The 17,430-nt window shown below is 63.2% G+C and carries 17 protein-coding genes; 12 read left to right on the forward strand and 5 right to left on the reverse strand.

From position 1 onward, the window contains the following. Nucleotides 1-80 precede the first annotated feature (80 nt). Together RS897_RS09635 and RS897_RS09640 are read left to right on the forward strand one after the other, a co-directional pair. On the forward strand, nt 81-998 hold the full coding sequence (locus RS897_RS09635) for a pirin family protein (RefSeq protein WP_315836339.1): 918 nt from the start codon (nt 81-83) through the stop codon (nt 996-998). A gap of 244 nt (nt 999-1,242) precedes the next feature. Then, nucleotides 1,243-1,644 (forward strand): VOC family protein, encoded by a 402-nt coding sequence (locus tag RS897_RS09640; RefSeq protein ID WP_315836340.1) that lies wholly within the window; start codon nt 1,243-1,245, stop codon nt 1,642-1,644. Between the two features lie 88 nt (nt 1,645-1,732). Here the strand turns inward: RS897_RS09640 and RS897_RS09645 are convergent, their stop codons facing one another. Beyond that, on the reverse strand, nt 1,733-2,692 hold the full coding sequence (locus tag RS897_RS09645) for a LysR family transcriptional regulator (protein ID WP_315836341.1): 960 nt from the start codon (nt 2,690-2,692) through the stop codon (nt 1,733-1,735). Between the two features lie 329 nt (nt 2,693-3,021). Between RS897_RS09645 and RS897_RS09650 the strand changes: the two genes are divergently transcribed. Genes RS897_RS09650 through RS897_RS09660 form a run of 3 tightly spaced genes read left to right on the forward strand, consistent with a single transcriptional unit; the run spans nt 3,022 to nt 6,472 of the window. Next, on the forward strand, nt 3,022-3,552 hold the full coding sequence (locus RS897_RS09650) for a phage tail protein (protein WP_315836342.1): 531 nt from the start codon (nt 3,022-3,024) through the stop codon (nt 3,550-3,552). Beyond that, complete coding sequence (locus tag RS897_RS09655; RefSeq protein WP_315836343.1) at nt 3,549-5,042, forward strand: hypothetical protein; 1,494 nt, start codon at nt 3,549-3,551, stop codon at nt 5,040-5,042. Before RS897_RS09650 ends, RS897_RS09655 begins: the two co-directional genes overlap by 4 nt. A 26-nt stretch (nt 5,043-5,068) precedes the next feature. Beyond that, nucleotides 5,069-6,472 (forward strand): hypothetical protein, encoded by a 1,404-nt coding sequence (locus RS897_RS09660; protein ID WP_315836344.1) that lies wholly within the window; start codon nt 5,069-5,071, stop codon nt 6,470-6,472. Nucleotides 6,473-6,640: 168 nt separating this feature from the next. Here the strand turns inward: RS897_RS09660 and RS897_RS09665 are convergent, their stop codons facing one another. Together RS897_RS09665 and RS897_RS09670 are read right to left on the reverse strand one after the other, a co-directional pair. Continuing rightward, a complete protein-coding gene (locus RS897_RS09665) occupies nt 6,641-8,137 on the reverse strand; it encodes an NAD-dependent succinate-semialdehyde dehydrogenase (protein ID WP_315836345.1) in 1,497 nt (498 codons plus the stop codon). A gap of 47 nt (nt 8,138-8,184) precedes the next feature. After that, the gene (locus RS897_RS09670) at nt 8,185-8,511 is read right to left on the reverse strand and encodes a hypothetical protein (protein WP_315836346.1); all 327 of its coding nucleotides are present in this window, start codon (nt 8,509-8,511) and stop codon (nt 8,185-8,187) included. 362 nt (nt 8,512-8,873) lie between these two features. On the opposite strand from RS897_RS09670, the gene RS897_RS09675 reads away from it, so the two are divergent. Further along, complete coding sequence (locus RS897_RS09675; protein WP_315836347.1) at nt 8,874-10,061, forward strand: serine hydrolase domain-containing protein; 1,188 nt, start codon at nt 8,874-8,876, stop codon at nt 10,059-10,061. Between the two features lie 138 nt (nt 10,062-10,199). Here RS897_RS09675 and RS897_RS09680 read toward each other — a convergent pair whose 3' ends face one another. Then, nucleotides 10,200-11,201, reverse strand: coding sequence for an adenosine kinase (locus tag RS897_RS09680; RefSeq protein WP_315836348.1), 1,002 nt, complete (start codon nt 11,199-11,201; stop codon nt 10,200-10,202). 138 nt (nt 11,202-11,339) lie between these two features. On the opposite strand from RS897_RS09680, the gene murJ reads away from it, so the two are divergent. Together murJ and trpS are read left to right on the forward strand one after the other, a co-directional pair. Beyond that, nucleotides 11,340-12,878, forward strand: a complete 1,539-nt coding sequence (gene murJ / locus RS897_RS09685) for a murein biosynthesis integral membrane protein MurJ (RefSeq protein WP_315836349.1) — start codon at nt 11,340-11,342, stop codon at nt 12,876-12,878. A gap of 69 nt (nt 12,879-12,947) precedes the next feature. Beyond that, complete coding sequence (gene trpS / locus RS897_RS09690; RefSeq protein WP_315836350.1) at nt 12,948-13,988, forward strand: tryptophan--tRNA ligase; 1,041 nt, start codon at nt 12,948-12,950, stop codon at nt 13,986-13,988. An 85-nt stretch (nt 13,989-14,073) separates the two neighbouring features. Here trpS and RS897_RS09695 read toward each other — a convergent pair whose 3' ends face one another. Continuing rightward, entirely contained in the window at nt 14,074-14,550 is a 477-nt protein-coding gene (locus RS897_RS09695) for an NUDIX hydrolase (protein ID WP_315836351.1), read from the reverse strand. Nucleotides 14,551-14,697: 147 nt separating this feature from the next. Between RS897_RS09695 and RS897_RS09700 the strand changes: the two genes are divergently transcribed. From RS897_RS09700 to rimI, 4 genes are all read left to right on the forward strand, one after another. Next, nucleotides 14,698-15,192: a universal stress protein gene (locus RS897_RS09700; RefSeq protein ID WP_315836352.1), complete on the forward strand. Its 495-nt coding sequence runs from the start codon at nt 14,698-14,700 to the stop codon at nt 15,190-15,192. Nucleotides 15,193-15,442: 250 nt separating this feature from the next. Beyond that, nucleotides 15,443-16,000: a NifU family protein gene (locus RS897_RS09705; RefSeq protein WP_315836353.1), complete on the forward strand. Its 558-nt coding sequence runs from the start codon at nt 15,443-15,445 to the stop codon at nt 15,998-16,000. Nucleotides 16,001-16,189: 189 nt separating this feature from the next. Further along, nucleotides 16,190-16,882, forward strand: coding sequence for a tRNA (adenosine(37)-N6)-threonylcarbamoyltransferase complex dimerization subunit type 1 TsaB (gene tsaB / locus RS897_RS09710; RefSeq protein ID WP_315836354.1), 693 nt, complete (start codon nt 16,190-16,192; stop codon nt 16,880-16,882). Continuing rightward, nucleotides 16,882-17,367 carry a ribosomal protein S18-alanine N-acetyltransferase gene (gene rimI / locus RS897_RS09715; RefSeq protein WP_315836355.1) on the forward strand — a complete coding sequence of 162 codons (486 nt, stop codon included), beginning with the start codon at nt 16,882-16,884 and terminating at the stop codon, nt 17,365-17,367. The genes tsaB and rimI overlap by 1 nt, the downstream gene beginning before the upstream one ends. Nucleotides 17,368-17,430 lie beyond the last annotated feature (63 nt).

The raw sequence follows: 17,430 nt of genomic DNA on the forward strand, positions 1-17,430 counted from the left end.
ACGCTACGCGGTCGCGCCGCAGTGGCAATTCCTTGCCATGTGGCTTAATCTTCCGATTGCGTTCCTGATGGAGACTTCCGATGAGCTGGCAACCCTCTTCCGATCCCGTGCTTGGCGATCCGCAATCCTGCGATGCGCTGGAACTCGTGGTGGTGCCGCGGGTGCGCGACCTCGGCGACGGCTTCAACGTGCGGCGCGCGCTGCCGCACGGCAAGCGGCAGATGGTGGGCCCCTTCATCTTCTTCGATCATTTCGGCCCGATGCAGTTCATCGCCGGCAAGGGCATGGACGTGCGGCCGCATCCGCATATCGGGCTTGCCACCGTGACCTATCTGTTCGACGGCCACATCATGCACCGCGACAGCGAGGGCAACATCCAGGAGATCATGCCCGGCGCCATGAACCTGATGACCGCCGGCCGCGGCATCGCCCACTCCGAGCGCACGCCGGATGTGCAGCGCGCGGTGGGGCAGAAGATGCTGGGCCTGCAGAGCTGGATCGCGCTGCCGGCCGGCCGCGAGGAAATCGATCCCTCGTTCCAGCATTTCGACGCGACACGGCTGCCCGTGGTGCAGGACACCGGGCTGAGCGCGCGGGTCATCGCCGGCTCGGTGTTCGGCGTGACCTCGCCGGTGGAGATGGTGTCGCCATGGTTTTATGCCGAGGTGACGCTGGAGGCCGGCAAGTCCGCGCCGCTCGACGCGGACCACGAGGAACGCGCGATCTACCTGGTCGAAGGCGAAATCGAAATCGCGAGGGATAAATTCGAGGGCCCGCGGCTGCTGGTGTTTCGCCCTGGCGATCGCATCACCGTCAACGCTCTCAAGCCGTCACGCATGATGTTCCTCGGCGGCACCGCGCTGGAAGGCCCGCGCCACATCTGGTGGAATTTCGTCTCGTCCAGCAAGGACCGCATCGAACAGGCCAAGGCGGACTGGAAAGCGGGGCGCTTCGCCCACGTGCCGCAGGAGCACGAGTTCATTCCGCTGCCGGAGTGATTGAGCAGCAACGCGGCGCATGCTAAGCGTCGGCCCGCTGAAAAAGGCACGGCCGGATCGGTAAGCCCGGCCAATCCCCTTGCAGGGATCTCTGCCCCGCCGCCCTGCGGCTGGAGGACCCACAGCCAGACAGGGTGTGCTCACGGAGCCACGCTGCTGGCGGGTTCATGGGCAAACTATCCTGACCGTCAGCAGTGCCGAAAGTCCCCCCTGTCTGTTTCCTCACACCAGACAGGAGCTCTCCATGCGACTTGAACACGCCAATCTCGCGACATCGGATGTCGCCGGTCTCACCACTTTGTTCATCCGGTTCCTTGGCTTCGAATTGGTCGAAAAGCGCGGCAAGGAAACCTTCGCCCTGCTGCGCAACCAGGACGGCTTCGTGCTGACCTTGATGAAACGCAAGGCGACCGACCCGGACAGCTATCCGGCCACGTTTCATCTGGGCCTCTACTGCGATACGCCCGAGCAGGTGCGCGCCAAGCATGCCGAGCTCAAAACCGCCGGCTTCTCCGTTGGCGATATCCAGACACCGGACCGCGGCGGTGATGTTACCGCGTTCTACTGCACATCTCCCGGCAACATCCTGATCGAAGTCGCCACGCCGCCGGGCTGGCGATCGGAGTCGATGGCGCCGAAAGCGTAGCAGCGGCAGTCCGTAGGATGGGTTTCGTTGCGCTCAACCCATCCTACTGTGGCGCCGAGGTCTGGCTCGCCAGATCTTCTCAGCCTGATCACGGCATCACGGGATGAGTCACTCTCTGACCAACGTCACGCGTCGAGAGTCGTTCATCGTGTCGGCCCGCGGCACGTTGCCGCCGCTCGAACCAGGCCAGGAAAGTCCCCAGCATCGTCAAATGAGCACGCTCGCTGTTGTATATCAGACTGATCGGCCACGACATCGACTCGTCAAGCGCGACCGGCACGACATCATCGGAACAGCTCTGGATCATCGCGAGATCGGCAAGACCTATGCCCGCGCCTTGGCTGACCAGCGCGAGCAGTGTCCGCTGGATCGACACCTCATGCACCAGCGACGGTTTTACCCCGCGATTCGCCATCATCGCTTCGGTCGCGGTGCGGATATGGTTGGGCCGGGCCAGCTGCACGAAGCGCTCACCATGAAGCTCGCTGAAATCGACCGAGGTGCGGTTCGCGAGCCCGTGGGCCCGCGGCACCGCGAGTGCCAGCCGGCTCTCTCCGAACGGAAGAAGCTGCAGATCGGTTCCGATCGGCTGCGGCCCGATGATCATGCCGATATCCGAGCCGCCCATCTCGATATCGGAGACAATCGAATCGATCGTCTCCGTCTTGATGGACACGGCGATCTCCGGATGATCGCGCAGATAGTCGCCGATCAGCGATGTTAGAGCACCCTCGGCGAGAAACGGAATGGTCGTCGCGTGCAACGTTCCCGGCGGCCCCGCGCGCAGCTCGGCAATCGCCTTGGCCACGGTCCTGAGGCCGGCCCATTGACGCTGCACCACGTCGAGCAATTGCGCACCGGCGGTGGTGAGCGTCATGCCGTAGCGGCCGCGCTCGAACAACGCGAAGCCGCATTCCTTCTCGAACGCGCCGATCGCGCGCGTGATGTTGGGCTGGGTGGTGTTGAGTTTGTGCGCGGCGCGCGTGGCCGATCCCGTCGCGGCGACGGCCCGGAAAATCTCAATCGTGCGGCCGTCCGGCTGAACCATGCAATCTACTGATGAGAAGTTCGAGAATTGGTATTTCTGGTTGAGTCGTCGTTACGCTAATAACAGTGCCGAACGAACCGGATCGCGTTTGCAGGGCAAGACTTCTGAACAAAGACCCTTCTGAACTAAAGACCCTTTTCTGAACTAAAGACATTCCGAACAAAGCCTTAGACCCACGGCTCAGAGCCGCGACCGGACCGACCCAGAATAGCATCAGGACTCGTAAACGGGAGTCACCTCCGTGTGTGAGGGGACGCGCGACGGTATTTAATAACAGTTTTAATCAAATTTGGCCGACATGAGGCCACTAAACAGGGCTGGAGGTTGCGATGACAGATGTCGGAAAACTTGCCGAGACACTTGCAGGAATGATCCTGTTCTGGGGCGGGCAAAAGAACAACATTCCTGCCGGCTGGCACGAATGCGACGGCACGCTGCTGCAGCAATCGCAATACCCCGACCTCTACACCGCAATCGGTTACGCCTTCGGCGCGTCTCCGCCCGCGGGACAATTCTACCTCCCCGACCTTCGCCTTCAGTTCGTGCGCGGTGTCGCCGACGGCGTAACCGATCCGGACAGCTCGACCCGCCACGATATGCAAAATCCCTCGCTGCTCTACTCCGGCGTCGGATCGGTCCAGGCGTGCGCGCTCCAGAATCATCAGCATAGTTATACGGAAGTCTCGAGTTCCTCCTCTTCACTCGTGATCGACGACGCCAAGTCCTATGGCTTCGTCGGATCGAACACCGGCAATCCCTCCGGCGCCAACACCAGTGGGTTCGAAACGCGGCCCACCAATGCGGCGCTCTATTACATCATCAATCTGGGTCTCCCGAAAAACAGGGCGCCGCAGCCATGATCATCAAGGAGCGCGACCTCTATACGCAGTCCACAACGGCTGCATTGATGAGTTCCGGCACCCGGATCGGAACCACCACCATTCAGTATGAGGTGCGGCGTTATGTCGACACCCGCAACCTGACGTCGACGAACAGCTTCGTCGTGACCTGCACGCAGAGGTTCTTCGTTCCCAACGGAGATCCCTTCTCGCCGACGGCGCAACAGGTCACGGGATTCGTGGACTATCCGGCACTGATCACCAACGGCATCACCTTTTCCGATCCGGACAGCATCGTCTCGACCATCCTGCTGCTCGACTATGCGCCGAAGACGATGAACACCTCGGTGACAACGAGCCAGAACGCGGCAACGTCGACCGGCACGACCAACACGCAGGAATATTCTTCGGGATCGAGCGTGGCCCAGACCAATTCCTACGGCGGGTCACTGTCGCTCGGCTTCTTCGGCAAGTCGCCCACCGGCGACATCGGCATCAGCGGCTCGAAGTCGAGCACCAACGAATCTTCATGGTCGCAGGGCTCCGGCCACACGGTCGATAGCGGGGCGCAATATTCCAACGACGCGTCGATGGCGATCAAGGACTGGGGCAGCTACGCCCAGCTCGATGCCACGACCAACTGCTGGCCGACCTGGATCTGGGGACAGGAATACCCCTGGGACCTGATCGACTTCCGCAACACGGACGAGAACGACAACATCGTCCTGCCGCAATATGTGATCGACCGCCTCTATGACGGCACCCAGGTCTATCCGCCGTCGGAGCTCGCCTTGCTGGGGGTCAATTTCGCCTCCAAGGCCTCATGGCTGGTGACGCTCAAGGCCGGCACGACCGACACCACGTCGCTCGATTTCGACCATGCACTGACGCTCTGCGTCGCCACGCACCAGTTGCAGTCGTCCGCGCTCGTCGCGACCATCCGCACCTATCAGCCCGCGACCGAGACAGTGACAAATCTGGATCTGGCGAGGCTCGCGCTCGATCCGATCGGCGGCAACAACGGCGCTGCAATGGTCGGCTTCATCCCCACTCAGTTCGACGCTGCCCCGACATCGACGGGCGGCCCGTTCCAGATCCGGGCTGAATCGAACCTGATGCTGGTGCGCGGCTCAGGCTTCACCGGCGCATCGCAGACCGGATTCATGACCACCGACTTTTCGGCCGGGACAGTCACGCTCACGCTCTATTTCAAGGTGCTCGAAACGTCCGAGGATGTCAGCCTGTCGTTCAAGCACTGGGTCGAGAACGGCGGAGTCACGCTGTCCATTCAGGTCAATGGCGGCACAACGATCACCAGGCTTATCGACGCACCCGAGGCGGGCGGTGGCGGCGACAACGTGACCGTCGTACCGCTCAGGCGGAAGGATTTCACCTCGGTCGACTTCTGCGACCTGCTGTCGCTCGGGACCAATACCGTGGTGGTGACTTTCGCCAAGGCCTCTTCAGGTTCCGCGGCCAACTACACATTGATGGCGATCGCCGCCGGCTGATCGCGCCACTGCGGGAGGAGGCGGCGGTGCCAAAGACCAAGGACGATTTCCTCGTCTTCCACTGGAACCTGCAGAAGAAGTCGCTGAACAGTTTGATAAGCGACAACGATATGGCGCAGCTGGTTGCCAAGGGAATTACCGACAATGTCCGCCGCCGTGGCAAAAGCCGCGACCCGCTGCCGTTGGTCGGGTTTCTGCAGGAGGTGATAGGAACGAGGGACGACGTCGCCAGCATATGCGGGCGGCTGAAGAAGGAGTTCGAGGCCCAGCGCGGCGAGGATGCAAAGCACCTCGGCAACGTCACGTTCGAGGCGTATCCCACCGGCGGGAAGGCCAGCATGAAAGAATGGACGGTCGTCGTGAGCCAGGGCCTCGACGTGACGAAGGTCGAGGATCTCAACGTTCGCGACGAGTACGCAAGGGTGATTGAGACGGACAAGACGGAGGCCGCGCAGAAAAAGCACGCGTTTGATAATCGCCCGAACAAGCGAGCCGCGCAAAAAAAGGCGAAGCAAGAGACCTACCGCAGCACCTCGTATGAAGCCAGGGACTTCCGCGACGGGCTCGTTGCCGAAATCAAGTTGCCGGGCAACCAGAGCTCCCGCATCGCCACAATCCATGCGCCCGGGCCCAAAATCATGAAAGATCTTCCCGGGCTTCTCCCGGCGATCCCGCGCTCCGCCGCCACGGCGAACGTGGCCTTCCTGACCGGCGACCTGAACGCGGACGGCAACCTCAACAAGAACGACGAAGTCGTGAAGACAGGCTTCCGGAACATCGGCGCGGATCTCGGGGGTACGACCTTCAAAAAATCGGCGATCGCGCCCGGCTCCAACCCGCTCGGCGTGAGGGTTCGCGACCGCAGCTTCGTTCACGAATCCTCCCAGCTTTATACAAAGAGGTGGAAGCCAATCGCGGTAGACCGGCAGCGCACACCGCGCGTCGTGGTGACTATGGTGCCGAAAAAATCGAGGCCGGGTTTCGCAACGAAGCGCAAGTCTAAATCCAAGCGCACTGTTTTAACGGGCGAACGAGCTGCGAACCTGCTCAAAACCGTGCAGCCGGACCTCTTCACCGATCACGCGCTGATCGTGACCAAGGTGCGCTGGAACGATCCCGCGCCGAGCGTCGCCGGCACGTCTCCACTGCAGCCGGCGCCGTCTGTCGACAAGACCTTCTCAGTGACGCTCAAAAAGGGTGCCGCTGCTTCGACGCACAAGCTGACCACGGACGAAAATACCCTGGACGACCCCACGAACCCAATGAATGAAGAGGAAATGACGGACGTCACGCAAGTGGGCGCCGAAGATGACGCGGGCGAGGAGGATGAAAACGGAGTAGCCACCGAGGCCGAAAGTGACGCGGAAATGGGCGCCACGGAAGAACTGGGAGGAGAGGAAGTCATCGATCTGCTGGCATTGGCCCTGTGAGCGCCCGCTGCAGGATGGGTTGAGCCAAAGGCGAAACCCATCATCAAATCGACGGCACAGAAGGATGGGTTTCGCTGCGCTCAACCGATCCTACGTCTGGTAACTGCGTCTGGTCACAAAAGACCGCGCATCACTGCGCGGCCTTTTACACTTGCTGTTATGGCAGCCTTAGATCCCCGCCATCATGATGTACTTGATCTCGACATACTCTTCGATGCCGTGATGGGAGCCTTCGCGGCCGAGGCCGGATTCCTTGACGCCGCCGAACGGCGCCACCTCCGTGGTGATCAGGCCGGTGTTGACGCCGACCATGCCGGACTCCAGCGCTTCCGCCACCCGCCAGACCCGGCCGAGGTCGCGGGAATAGAAGTAGGAGGCAAGGCCGAACGGCGAGGCGTTGGCCATGTCGACGACTTCCTTCTCGTCCTTGAAGCGATACACCGGCGCCAGCGGGCCGAAGGTTTCCTCGCGGGTGACCAGCGCATCCACCGGAACATTCGCCAGCACCGTCGGCTCGAAGAAGGTGCCGCCGAGAGACGAGCGCTTGCCGCCGGTCAGCACCTTGGCGCCATGCGACACCGCATCCGCAATGTGCTCCTCGACCTTCTTCACCGCGTTGGCGTTGATCAGCGGACCCTGCACCACGCCGTCTTCGGTGCCGTCGCCAACCTTCATCGCCTTGGCCCTGGCCGCGAGCTTCTCGACAAACGCGTCGTAGATCTTGTCCTGGGCGTAGAGGCGGTTGGCGCAGACGCAGGTCTGGCCCATGTTGCGGAACTTGGACACCATGGCGCCTTCGACCGCGGCATCGAGATCGGCGTCATCGAACACGATGAACGGCGCGTTGCCGCCGAGTTCGAGGCCGAGCTTCTTCACGCCCACCGCAGCCTGCTTGTACAGGATCTTGCCGACTTCGGTGGAGCCGGTGAAGCCGACCACACGCACCGCCGGATGTTCGCACAGCACCTTGCCGATGGCCGCGGAATCACCGGTCAGCACATTGAACACGCCTTTCGGGAACCCTGCCTTCTCCGCCAGCGCCGCCAGCGCCAGTGCGGTGAGCGGCGTCTCGGTCGCGGGCTTGAGCACCACGGTGCAGCCCGCGGCCAGCGCCGGCGAGACCTTGCGGGTGATCATCGAGCAGGGAAAATTCCAGGGCGTGATGGCGCCGGCGACGCCGATCGGCTGGCGGATCGCGAGGAGACGCGCATCGCCGCGCGGCGAGGGAATGGTCTCGCCATAGATGCGCCGCGCTTCCTCAGAGTAGAACTCGACATAAGCGCCGCCGATGTCCACTTCGCCCTTGGCTTCCGCCAGCGGCTTGCCCTGCTCGGAGGTGAGAATCAGCGCGAGATCGTCGCGGTTGGCGACGATCAGGTCGAACCATTTGCGCAACAGCACCGCGCGCTCTTTCGCCGTGGTCTTCGACCAGGTCTTAAAGGCGCGCTCAGCGGCTTCGACCGCCTCGGTGGCTTCCTTGGCGCCAAGCCGCGGCACGCTGACAATGGTGGCCTCGGTTGCCGGGTTGTCGACCTTGACCGATGGCGTGCCGACCCAGGCGCCGTCAATGAAGCAGCGGTCGCGCAGCAGCGACGGATCTTTCAGGCGGTCATGCAGGGACGCAGCAGACGATGCCGCGCGGGCGGTGGAAGAAGCAGGTGTCATCTCGGAAGGTCTCCTGGGCTTACGGCTAGCCGCGGAGAACGATTCGTTCAGGCGGCACCACTGAGATAGGTTTCGCGGCGGCCAATCATGCGCTCGGCCGCGGTTTTGGCATCCGCTTTGGTTGCGGTCGCACACGTCCGGTAGTCGAGATCGGGTGGCGCAGCTTCACGCCTTGCAAACCACGATGTCAACGATTTCGGCGCAACCTGGAGCACCGACAGTGCCAGAGCGAGATTATCGACCGCGCCAAACGCGAACAAGGCACCTGATGAGCGGTAACGCACCTCGTAGATACCGGGTCCGATGGGAGCTTCGATATTTTCACCGCGCGCTGCCTTGGGGTAGCGCTTCCACTCCGTCCAACTCGGGATCATGACCAGACCTTTCGCGGCATGGGCTGCCGCTCTCGCACGCTTTAACTAACCAGCTGTCCCCAGGCTGCCCCTAGCGGCGGTCTGGCATTGTGGCGTGACGTCAAACTCGCAGGCTGGGGATTCGTTCCGCGAAATTGTCGCCGCATGGCCATGGATATGGCGATTGCGCGATTTTGCTGCAAGTGCGTCCGCCCCCATTCCAAACACGGCTTTGTGAGATGGACCGCGACCGAGTGTCACAAATCCCGAAGCCCAAAAATCCAAGATAGCCGGGCGAGCATGTCCAGCACCGAAGCGCTTGCCGTCTCGAACCAGCGGGATCAAGATTATCGCCTCAAGAAAAACCAAAGGGGAAATGCATCATGGGCAATTCAGCACAAATTGATCAGGTTCTGCGCGCGGCTGCCGAGTCCGGCGCGATTCCCGGCGTGGTCGCAACCGCCGCGACCGGCAGCGATGTGATCTACCAGGGCGCCTTCGGCAAACGCGACCTCTCGAAGGATCAGCCGATGACTGGCGACAGCGTGTTCTGGATCGCATCGATGACCAAAGCCGTTACCACGGCGGCGGCGATGCAGCTTGTCGAGCAGGGCAAGCTCTCGCTCGACGATCCGATCGGCAAGGTCCTGCCCGATCTCGCCAGCCCGCAGGTGCTGGAAGGCTTTGGCAGCGACGGCGCGCCGAAACTGCGTCCGGCGAAAGGGCCGATCACCCTGCGCCAGCTGATGACCCATACCGCCGGCTTCTGTTACGACATCTGGAACGGCGACATGGCGACCTATCTGGAAAAGACGGGCACGCCGGGTGTCACCACCTGCCTAAATGCCGCGCTGAAAACCCCGATCATGACCGATCCCGGCACGCGCTGGGAGTACGGCACCAACATCGACTTTGTCGGCAAGGCGGTGGAGGCGGTGAGCGGCAAGAAGCTCGATGCGTATCTGCGCGACCACATGTTCACACCACTCGGCATGAGCGACACCGGCTTCAAGATCAGCGACGCGATGCGCACGCGGCTGGTCGGCATGCACGCCCGCGGCCCCGACGGATCGCTCACACCGATCCCGTTCGAGCTGGAGCAGGAGCCGGAATTCCACATGGGCGGCGGCGGCCTCTACAGCACCGCGCGCGACTATCTCCAGTTCACCCAGATGATCCTGAACAAGGGCCGCGGCAACGGCCAGCAGGTGCTGAAGCCGGAAACCGTGGCGCTGATGGGCCAGAACCACATCGGCGAGTTGCAGATGACCAAACTCACCACGGCGGCGGCGCCCCTGAGCAACGATGTCGACCTGTTCCCGGACATGGTGAAGAAATGGGGCCTCAGCTTCCTGATCAACACCGCGAAAACGCCCGAAGGCCGCAGCCCCGGCAGCCTGTTCTGGGCTGGCCTGGCCAACACCTATTACTGGATCGATCCGTCACGCGACGTGTCCGGCGTGATCCTGATGCAGGTGCTGCCGTTCGCCGACCACAAATGCCTCGACGCCTTCGCAGGCTTCGAGCGCGGCGTGTATGCGTCGCTGGATGAAGGCAAGCGCGCGGCGTGAGGGCTGAGTCCTCGCGCGACTTCCTATCTTGTCGTTGCCGGGCTTGTCCCGGCAACCCCGCTTAGGGACGCACTGCGCCCCTAAGCGAGATCACCGGGACAAGCCCGGTGATGACAATAGTGAGGTAAGACGACAAACCTAAACCGGCAGCCCGTGCTTCTGCGCCAGGTCCTTCAGCGAGGTCTGCGGCCGCGCACCGACATGCTGGATGACTTCGGCCGCAGCCAGCGCGCCAAGCCGGCCGGCGTCCTCGTGGCTCGTGCCGCGCACCAGGCCGAACAGGAATCCTGCGGCAAACAGGTCGCCGGCGCCGGTGGTGTCGACAAGCTTGTTGATCGGGAAGGCCGGCACCGCCGTCACCTTGTCCTTGGTCACCACCACGCAGCCCTTTTCGCTGCGCGTCACCACTGCGAAGCCGATGTCGTTGCGCAGCTGCGTCAGCGCGGCATCGACATCGCTGGACTGATACAGCGACAGCAGTTCGGCTTCATTGGCGAAAATCAGGTCGATGGTGTTCTTGCGCATCAGGCTCAGAAATTCGTCGCGATAGCGGCCGACGCAAAAAGAATCGGACAATGTCAAAGCCACCGTGCGCTTGGCGCCGTGCGCGATCTCGGACGCCTTGACGAACGCGTTCTTGGCCTCGGCCGGATCCCACAGATACCCTTCGAGATAGGTGATGGACGACGCCGCCACCTGCTCCGCATCGATATCGTCGGGGCGCAGGTTCTGCGCCGCACCGAGATAGGTGTTCATGGTGCGCTCGCCGTCCGGCGTGATCAGGATGTAGGAACATCCCGTCGCCGGACCGTCCGTCGCCGCCGGCGTGGTGAAGGTGACATTCGCGGTGCGGATGTCATGGCTGTACAGGCGACCGACCTGGTCGTCCTTGACCTTGCCGACATAGACGGCGCTGGCGCCGAACGCCGCGACGCCGACGATGGTGTTGGCGGCCGATCCGCCGGAGACCTGCGTCGCCGGTCCCATGGCGCTGTAGATCGAGGCGGCACGCGTCTCGTCGATCAGCTGCATGGCACCCTTGGCCATGCCCTGGTTGGCCAGGAAGGCATCGTCGGTCTGCACCAGGATATCGAAGATGGCATTGCCAATGCCGAGAACATCGTATTTCGCTGTGGTCATCGACAATCGCTCCGCGGGCGCTATCGGACAGGCCCGGTCAGGTTTGTGTTGCACGGACGATCGTGCAGAATGGGCCGACCTATCACGTCCCCGGCTTCGCCAGCAAGAGTGCGACAGCCCCATGCTTAAAATGCCATCATGATTCGCCACGTTGTCACGGTTTCTTCGGGCACCCTGTGCTCACGGCTCCTGGGTTTCGTGCGCGATTCCCTGATCGCGGCGCTGTTGGGCGCGGGGCCGATTGCCGACGCTTTCCTGGTCGCGTTCCAGTTCATCAATGTGACGCGGCGGCTCCTGGCCGAGGGTGCGCTGAATGCCGCCCTGGTCCCCGGTTATCTGCGCGCCCGCGAGACCGGTGGCGCGGTGGCGGCGGCCGCCTTCGCCGGGCGGGTGATGGGCACGCTGAGCCTGATCCTGATCGTGATCGCGGCACTCTTGGCGCTGCTGATGCCGCTGGTGATGGCTTTTCTGGCGCCGGGCTTCGTCGCCACCACACTGCAACTCGCGGTCACCGATGCGCGGCTGATGCTGCCCTATTTTGCTTTCGTCGGACCGGTGACGGTGATGATGGGCGTGCTCAATGCCGAGCATCGTTACGTGCTCAGTGCATTCTCGCCGCTGCTATTCAACATCACCCTGATCGGCGTCACCCTCGCGCTGCTGATCTGGCGTCACGATGCGGTGTTCGCGTCGACCGTGATGGCCGCCACCGTCGGCATCGCAGGACTGCTGCAGATGCTGGTGCTGATCCAGCGCCGCCGCGGGCGCGACGGCCTGGCGTGCCCGATCCGGATTTCGTTCGATCCGGAGATGATCGGTTTCCTGCGCAAGGCGGTGCCGGGCATGTTCGCCAACGCCGGCCCGCAATTCCTGATCGTCGCCGGCGCCATCATGGCCTCGTCATCACCCGCCGCGGTGTCCTGGCTGTACTTCGCCAACCGGCTGATCGACCTGCCGCTCGGCATGGTGGGCGTTGCCATGGGCACGGTGCTGGTGCCGTCGCTGACCCGCGCCGTCCATGACGACGACCACTCCCTGCTGGTCAAGACCGAGTCTCGCGGTGTCGAATTCGCCGTCGGTCTGGTGCTGCCGGCCACGCTGGGGCTGATGGTGTTGTCCGAGATGATCGTGCGCGTGCTGTTCGAGCACGGCGCTTTTACCGCCAACGACACCAAGTTCACCGCACAGGCGGTGATGGTGCTGGCGCTGGGCTTGCCGGCGCACGTGCTGATGAAGACACTGTCGCCCGCCTTCTTCGCCCGCGACAACACCGCGACGCCGCTTTATGCAACGCTGGCCGGGCTCGCCGCCGCGGTCGTTGCGGGCTTCATCCTGAGTTCGCGTTTCGGCGCCAACGGTGTCGCCGTCGGCATTGCCCTCGGCGCCTGGTGCTGCGCCGGCGTGCTGCTGTGGCGCAGCGCGCGGGTTTTCGGCCTGTCGCTCGACGCGAAAGCCCGCCAGCGGCTGCCGCGGATCGCCGCAGCCGCGCTGGTGATGGGCGGTGTGCTGTGGCTGGCGGAAACCTTCGTCGCGCCGGTGATGGCCAGCGCCCAGTTCATGGCGCAGCTCACCATCCTTGGCGGCCTGGTCGCTGTTGGGCTGGCGCTTTACGGCACGCTGCTGGAGCTGTTCGGCATCGTCAGCTGGAGCCAGGCGATCGACGACTTGCGTGCATGAGGCGACCGTGGCAATGGACGACCCCGCAGGGCCAAATGCCCCTCAGATGAACGGCTGGGAAACAAGCAAATGACGGCAAAAGAACTGGTGTTTTCCGGCGTGCAGCCGACCGGCAATCTGCACCTTGGCAACTACCTCGGCGCGATCGTCAATTTCGTCAAACTGCAGCAGACGCACGAGTGCATCTACTGCGTGGTCGACATGCATGCGATCACCGTCTGGCAGGACCCGGCCGAGTTGACCAAGGCCACGCGCGAAGTCGCCGCCGCCTTCATCGCCGCCGGCATCGACCCGACAAAACACATCATCTTCAACCAGAGCCAGGTGTCGGCCCACGCCGAGCTCGCCTGGGTGTTTAACTGCGTCGCCCGCCTCGGCTGGCTGAACCGCATGACCCAGTTCAAGGAGAAGGCCGGCAAGGATCGCGAGAACGCCTCCGTCGGGCTCTATGCCTATCCCAGCCTGATGTCTGCCGACATTCTGGTGTATCGCGCCACCCACGTGCCGGTGGGCGAAGACCAGAAGCAGCACCTCGAACTTGCGCGCGACATCGCGCAGAAGTTCAACAATGATTTCGGCGACACCATCCGCAGTCACGGCTTCAATGACGGCCTGTTCTTCCCGCAGCCGGAGCCGCTGATCACCGGCCCTGCAACGCGCGTGATGAGCCTGCGCGACGGCACCAAGAAGATGTCGAAATCCGACCCGTCGGATTATTCGCGCATCAATCTCAGCGACGACGCCGATGCCATCGCGCAGAAGGTGCGCAAGGCCAAGACCGATCCGGAACCGCTGCCGGTCGAGGAAAAAGGCCTGGAGCACCGTCCCGAGGCCGACAATCTGGTTGGCATCTATGCGGCGCTGTCCGGACGCGGCAAGCCTGACATCCTGCAGGAGTTCGGCGGCGGCCAGTTCTCGAATTTCAAATCGAGCCTGGTCGATCTCGCGGTCGAAAAGCTCGGGCCGATCGGCGCCGAGATGAAACGGCTGACCGGCGACCCTGCTTACATGGATTCAGTGCTGGCCGACGGCGCGGACCGCGCCCGCGTTTTGGCCGATGCCACCATGAACAAGGTGAAGGACATCGTCGGCTTCATTCGCAAGGCGTAACCCGCGAATTGAAGCGCTGTAGCCCGGATGAGCGAAGCGACATCCGGGATCGTCCCAGCCCCGGATGTCGCTTCGCTCATCCGAGCTACGGTGCCACGTTTTTGACAGAGCTCGATCGCGACTCCAGCCACGCCCCCAGGCCATTGGGAAACAGTTGCAATCCGGCCGCTGAGAGGTCTGCCGGATTGACCCATCGGGCACGGGCGGGCGTGCCGTCGTTTTCGGAAAACAGAATCTCGGCGCGAGCGTAAAGCGACGTGTCGACCAGTTCCACGTCGGCCGCGAAAACAATCTCGTGCCCGAGCTGGCCTTCGTGCCGATAGATGTTTTCGAACACATGCCAAGGCCCGGCGATTGTAATCCCGGTTGCGAGCTCTTCCTGAAACTCGCGATGCAGCGCCTGCTCTCTGGTTTCGCCGTAATCGATGGATCCGCCCAGCGGACGAACGCCTTTCACCGTCCCGCGATCGGTTTCGACATCCGCCACCAGCAGCCGCCCGGCATGCCAGGCCAGCCCGATCGCTTTCACCCGAATGCTGTTCGGAGGCCGCCAGACGGTCATGCTCAGATCCTCGATGTGCGCTGCGTCGCCGCGAGATTTCTTACCTTTGCCACAATCGGTGCAGGAATTCGCGGACCTGTTTGCTTGCCCGCTGCGGCATCGGCGTGGCAGCATCGCCGCAAGGCAGACTTCCGTTTTGGGGCATGCATGAGCACTCAGCGTCGCGCCTACGAATCCGGCCACAAGCCGAAATGCCTGGTCATCGTCGACGACACCGCGGAAGCCGATCGCGCCGTCTATTACGCCAGCCGCTGGGCGGTGCGCCTTGGCGGCGGCGTGGTGATGCTGCGGGTGATCGAAATCGAGGACCGCAATCAGCAATGGCTCGGCGTCGCCGACATCATGCGGGCGGAAGCGCATGAAGAAGCCAACACGGCGCTCGACCGCGCCGCCGGCCGCGCCAACGGGTTGGCCGCGATCACACCGGAGCGGGTGATCCGCGAGGGCAATCCAAGCGAGCAAATCCTCGACGTCATCGACAAGGACGTCGACATCGCCATGCTGGTGCTGGCCGCGAGCACCGGGGTCGAGGGCCCCGGGCCGATCATCACCGGCCTCGCCAGCATCGCTGGAACCTTCCCGATCCCGGTCACGGTGGTGCCCGGCGGGCTGTCGGACGCGGATATCGATGGCTTGTCATGACGGAGCCGCCCGGCCTCAAGGCCGCATCCCTTGCGCCAACCCCTTGATCCTGCTCGGCAAGAGACCATGTGAGATTGCAGGTCGGCTTGCGATAAACCGCGTTCCAGAACGCTCCGATCAGGCTTCTTTGTTTTGACGCGTTTTCTTCACGCGAACCGGTATCCACTTCGCTCGAAAACGCTCTAAGATGCCCATTCTATCAACCCCTTGGCCACACCGGCCTTGAACCGGTGAGCGGCCGGAGACATCGATGTTTATCCAGACCGAAGCGACCCCCAACCCGGCAACCCTGAAATTCCTTCCCGGCCGCGATGTGCTCGGCGAAGGCACCATGGAATTCCGCGTCCGCGAAGACGCCACCCGCTCGCCGCTGGCGGAACGGCTGTTCGCCGTGCCCGGTGTCACCGGCGTGTTCTATGGCTCGGATTTCGTCACCGTGACCAAGGACGACAGCGACTGGCAGCATCTGAAGCCGGCGGTGCTCGGCGCCATCATGGAACACTACATGTCCGGCGAGCCGCTGCTGAACGACGGCGCCCACGATGCCGACGCGGACGAGTTCTTCAATGAAGCTGACGCCGAGACCGTCGAGACCATCAAGGAGCTGATCGAGACCCGGGTGCGCCCGGCGGTCGCCAATGACGGCGGCGACATCACCTTCCGCGGCTTCAAAGACGGCATCGTCTATCTCGATATGAAGGGCTCTTGCGCCGGCTGCCCGTCGTCCACCGCCACGCTGCAGCACGGCATCCAGAACCTGCTCAAGCACTTCGTGCCTGATGTCGTCGAAGTCCGGCCCATGGCCTGAAAGATTTGACCTGAAAGATTTGGCCTGAAAGTTCTGGCCTGAAAAGATTATGGCCTGATCTTCCGACGGCGGACGCCGCGATCATTCCAGAGGGGGCAAGCGTCGAAACGCTTGCCCCCAATCCTTTTGACACGATGGTGTTTGACAGGCACTTTCGCGGGACTTCGATCCCCACGAACCATTGGCTCCATGCTCATTCTCGCCATCGATACCGCGCTCGACGCTTGTGCCGCGGCCGTGCTCGACACCGACGCCAACAAATTGCTGGCACAGGAGTCGCTGCCGATGAAGCGCGGCCACGCCGAGGCGCTGATGCCGCTGCTCGACCGCGTCATGAAGGCCGCGGCGGTGCCGTTTGCGGCGCTCGATCGCATTGCGGTGACCACTGGCCCCGGCAGCTTCACCGGATTGCGCGTCGGCTTGTCGGCAGCACGCGGCCTCGCACTCGCCGCCAACAAGCCGGTGGTCGGCGTCACCACTCTGTCGGCCTACGCGGCGGCGCCGGTGAGCGAGAACGGCGACGCGCCGGTGATCTCGGTGATCGATGCGCGTCACGACCAGGTTTATTTCCAGGTGGTCAGCGGCAGCGGTGGGACATTGATCCGACCGCGGATCGCGCCGATCACCGAGGCGCTCGAGGCCGCGCGCTTTGGCGCGCCGCGTCTGGTCGGCAATGCCGCGCAACTCGTTGCCGATCGCTGGCCCGGCGACGCACCGGTTGAAATCAAGCAGCAGCCGGCGCCGGAAATCGCCTGGGTGGCGTGGCTTGGCGCCGCGGTCAGCCCGAACACCGCGCCGGCGCGGCCGTATTATCTGCGTGCGCCCGACGTCAAGCCGCAGGCCGGCGCGCGACCTGCTCCGGCGCAACCCTCGTCACTGTGATGCGCGGCTGGCTTGCCAAGCTGTTCGACAGGAGTCCGCCGACGGTCGAGGCGGCGAACCTGCGCGACGCGCCACGGCTGGCACAGTTGCATGGCGCGTCGTTTCATCGCGGCTGGGGCGCGAACGAATTCGAACAGATGCTGCTCGACCGCAATACACTGACACACCGGTTGCGGCAGGGCCGGCAGATCATCGGCTTTTCGGTGTCGCGCATGGCCGCCGACGAAGCGGAGATTCTCTCGATCGCCATCGCGGCCGGACAGCGCGGCCGCGGCTTGTCACGCGACCTGCTGCGGACCCATCTGGGGCACCTGGCGGGACGCGGAATAAAAAAAGTTTTCCTCGAGGTTGAGGAAAACAATCAACCGGCGCGGCGGCTGTATGAACGGGCCGGATTCCGCGGGGTTGGACGGCGCGAACGCTATTACCGCGAGGCCGGCGGGGAACAACTGAATGCCTTGGTGATGCAACGCGACTTGTCGTAAACTGCGCACAATGGCACAACGGGCCATCCAAAGACTGCCACCAAGAAACGCCACCAAGGGATA

Source organism: Bradyrhizobium prioriisuperbiae, from assembly GCF_032397745.1.
Classification (GTDB): domain Bacteria; phylum Pseudomonadota; class Alphaproteobacteria; order Rhizobiales; family Xanthobacteraceae; genus Bradyrhizobium_A; species Bradyrhizobium_A prioriisuperbiae.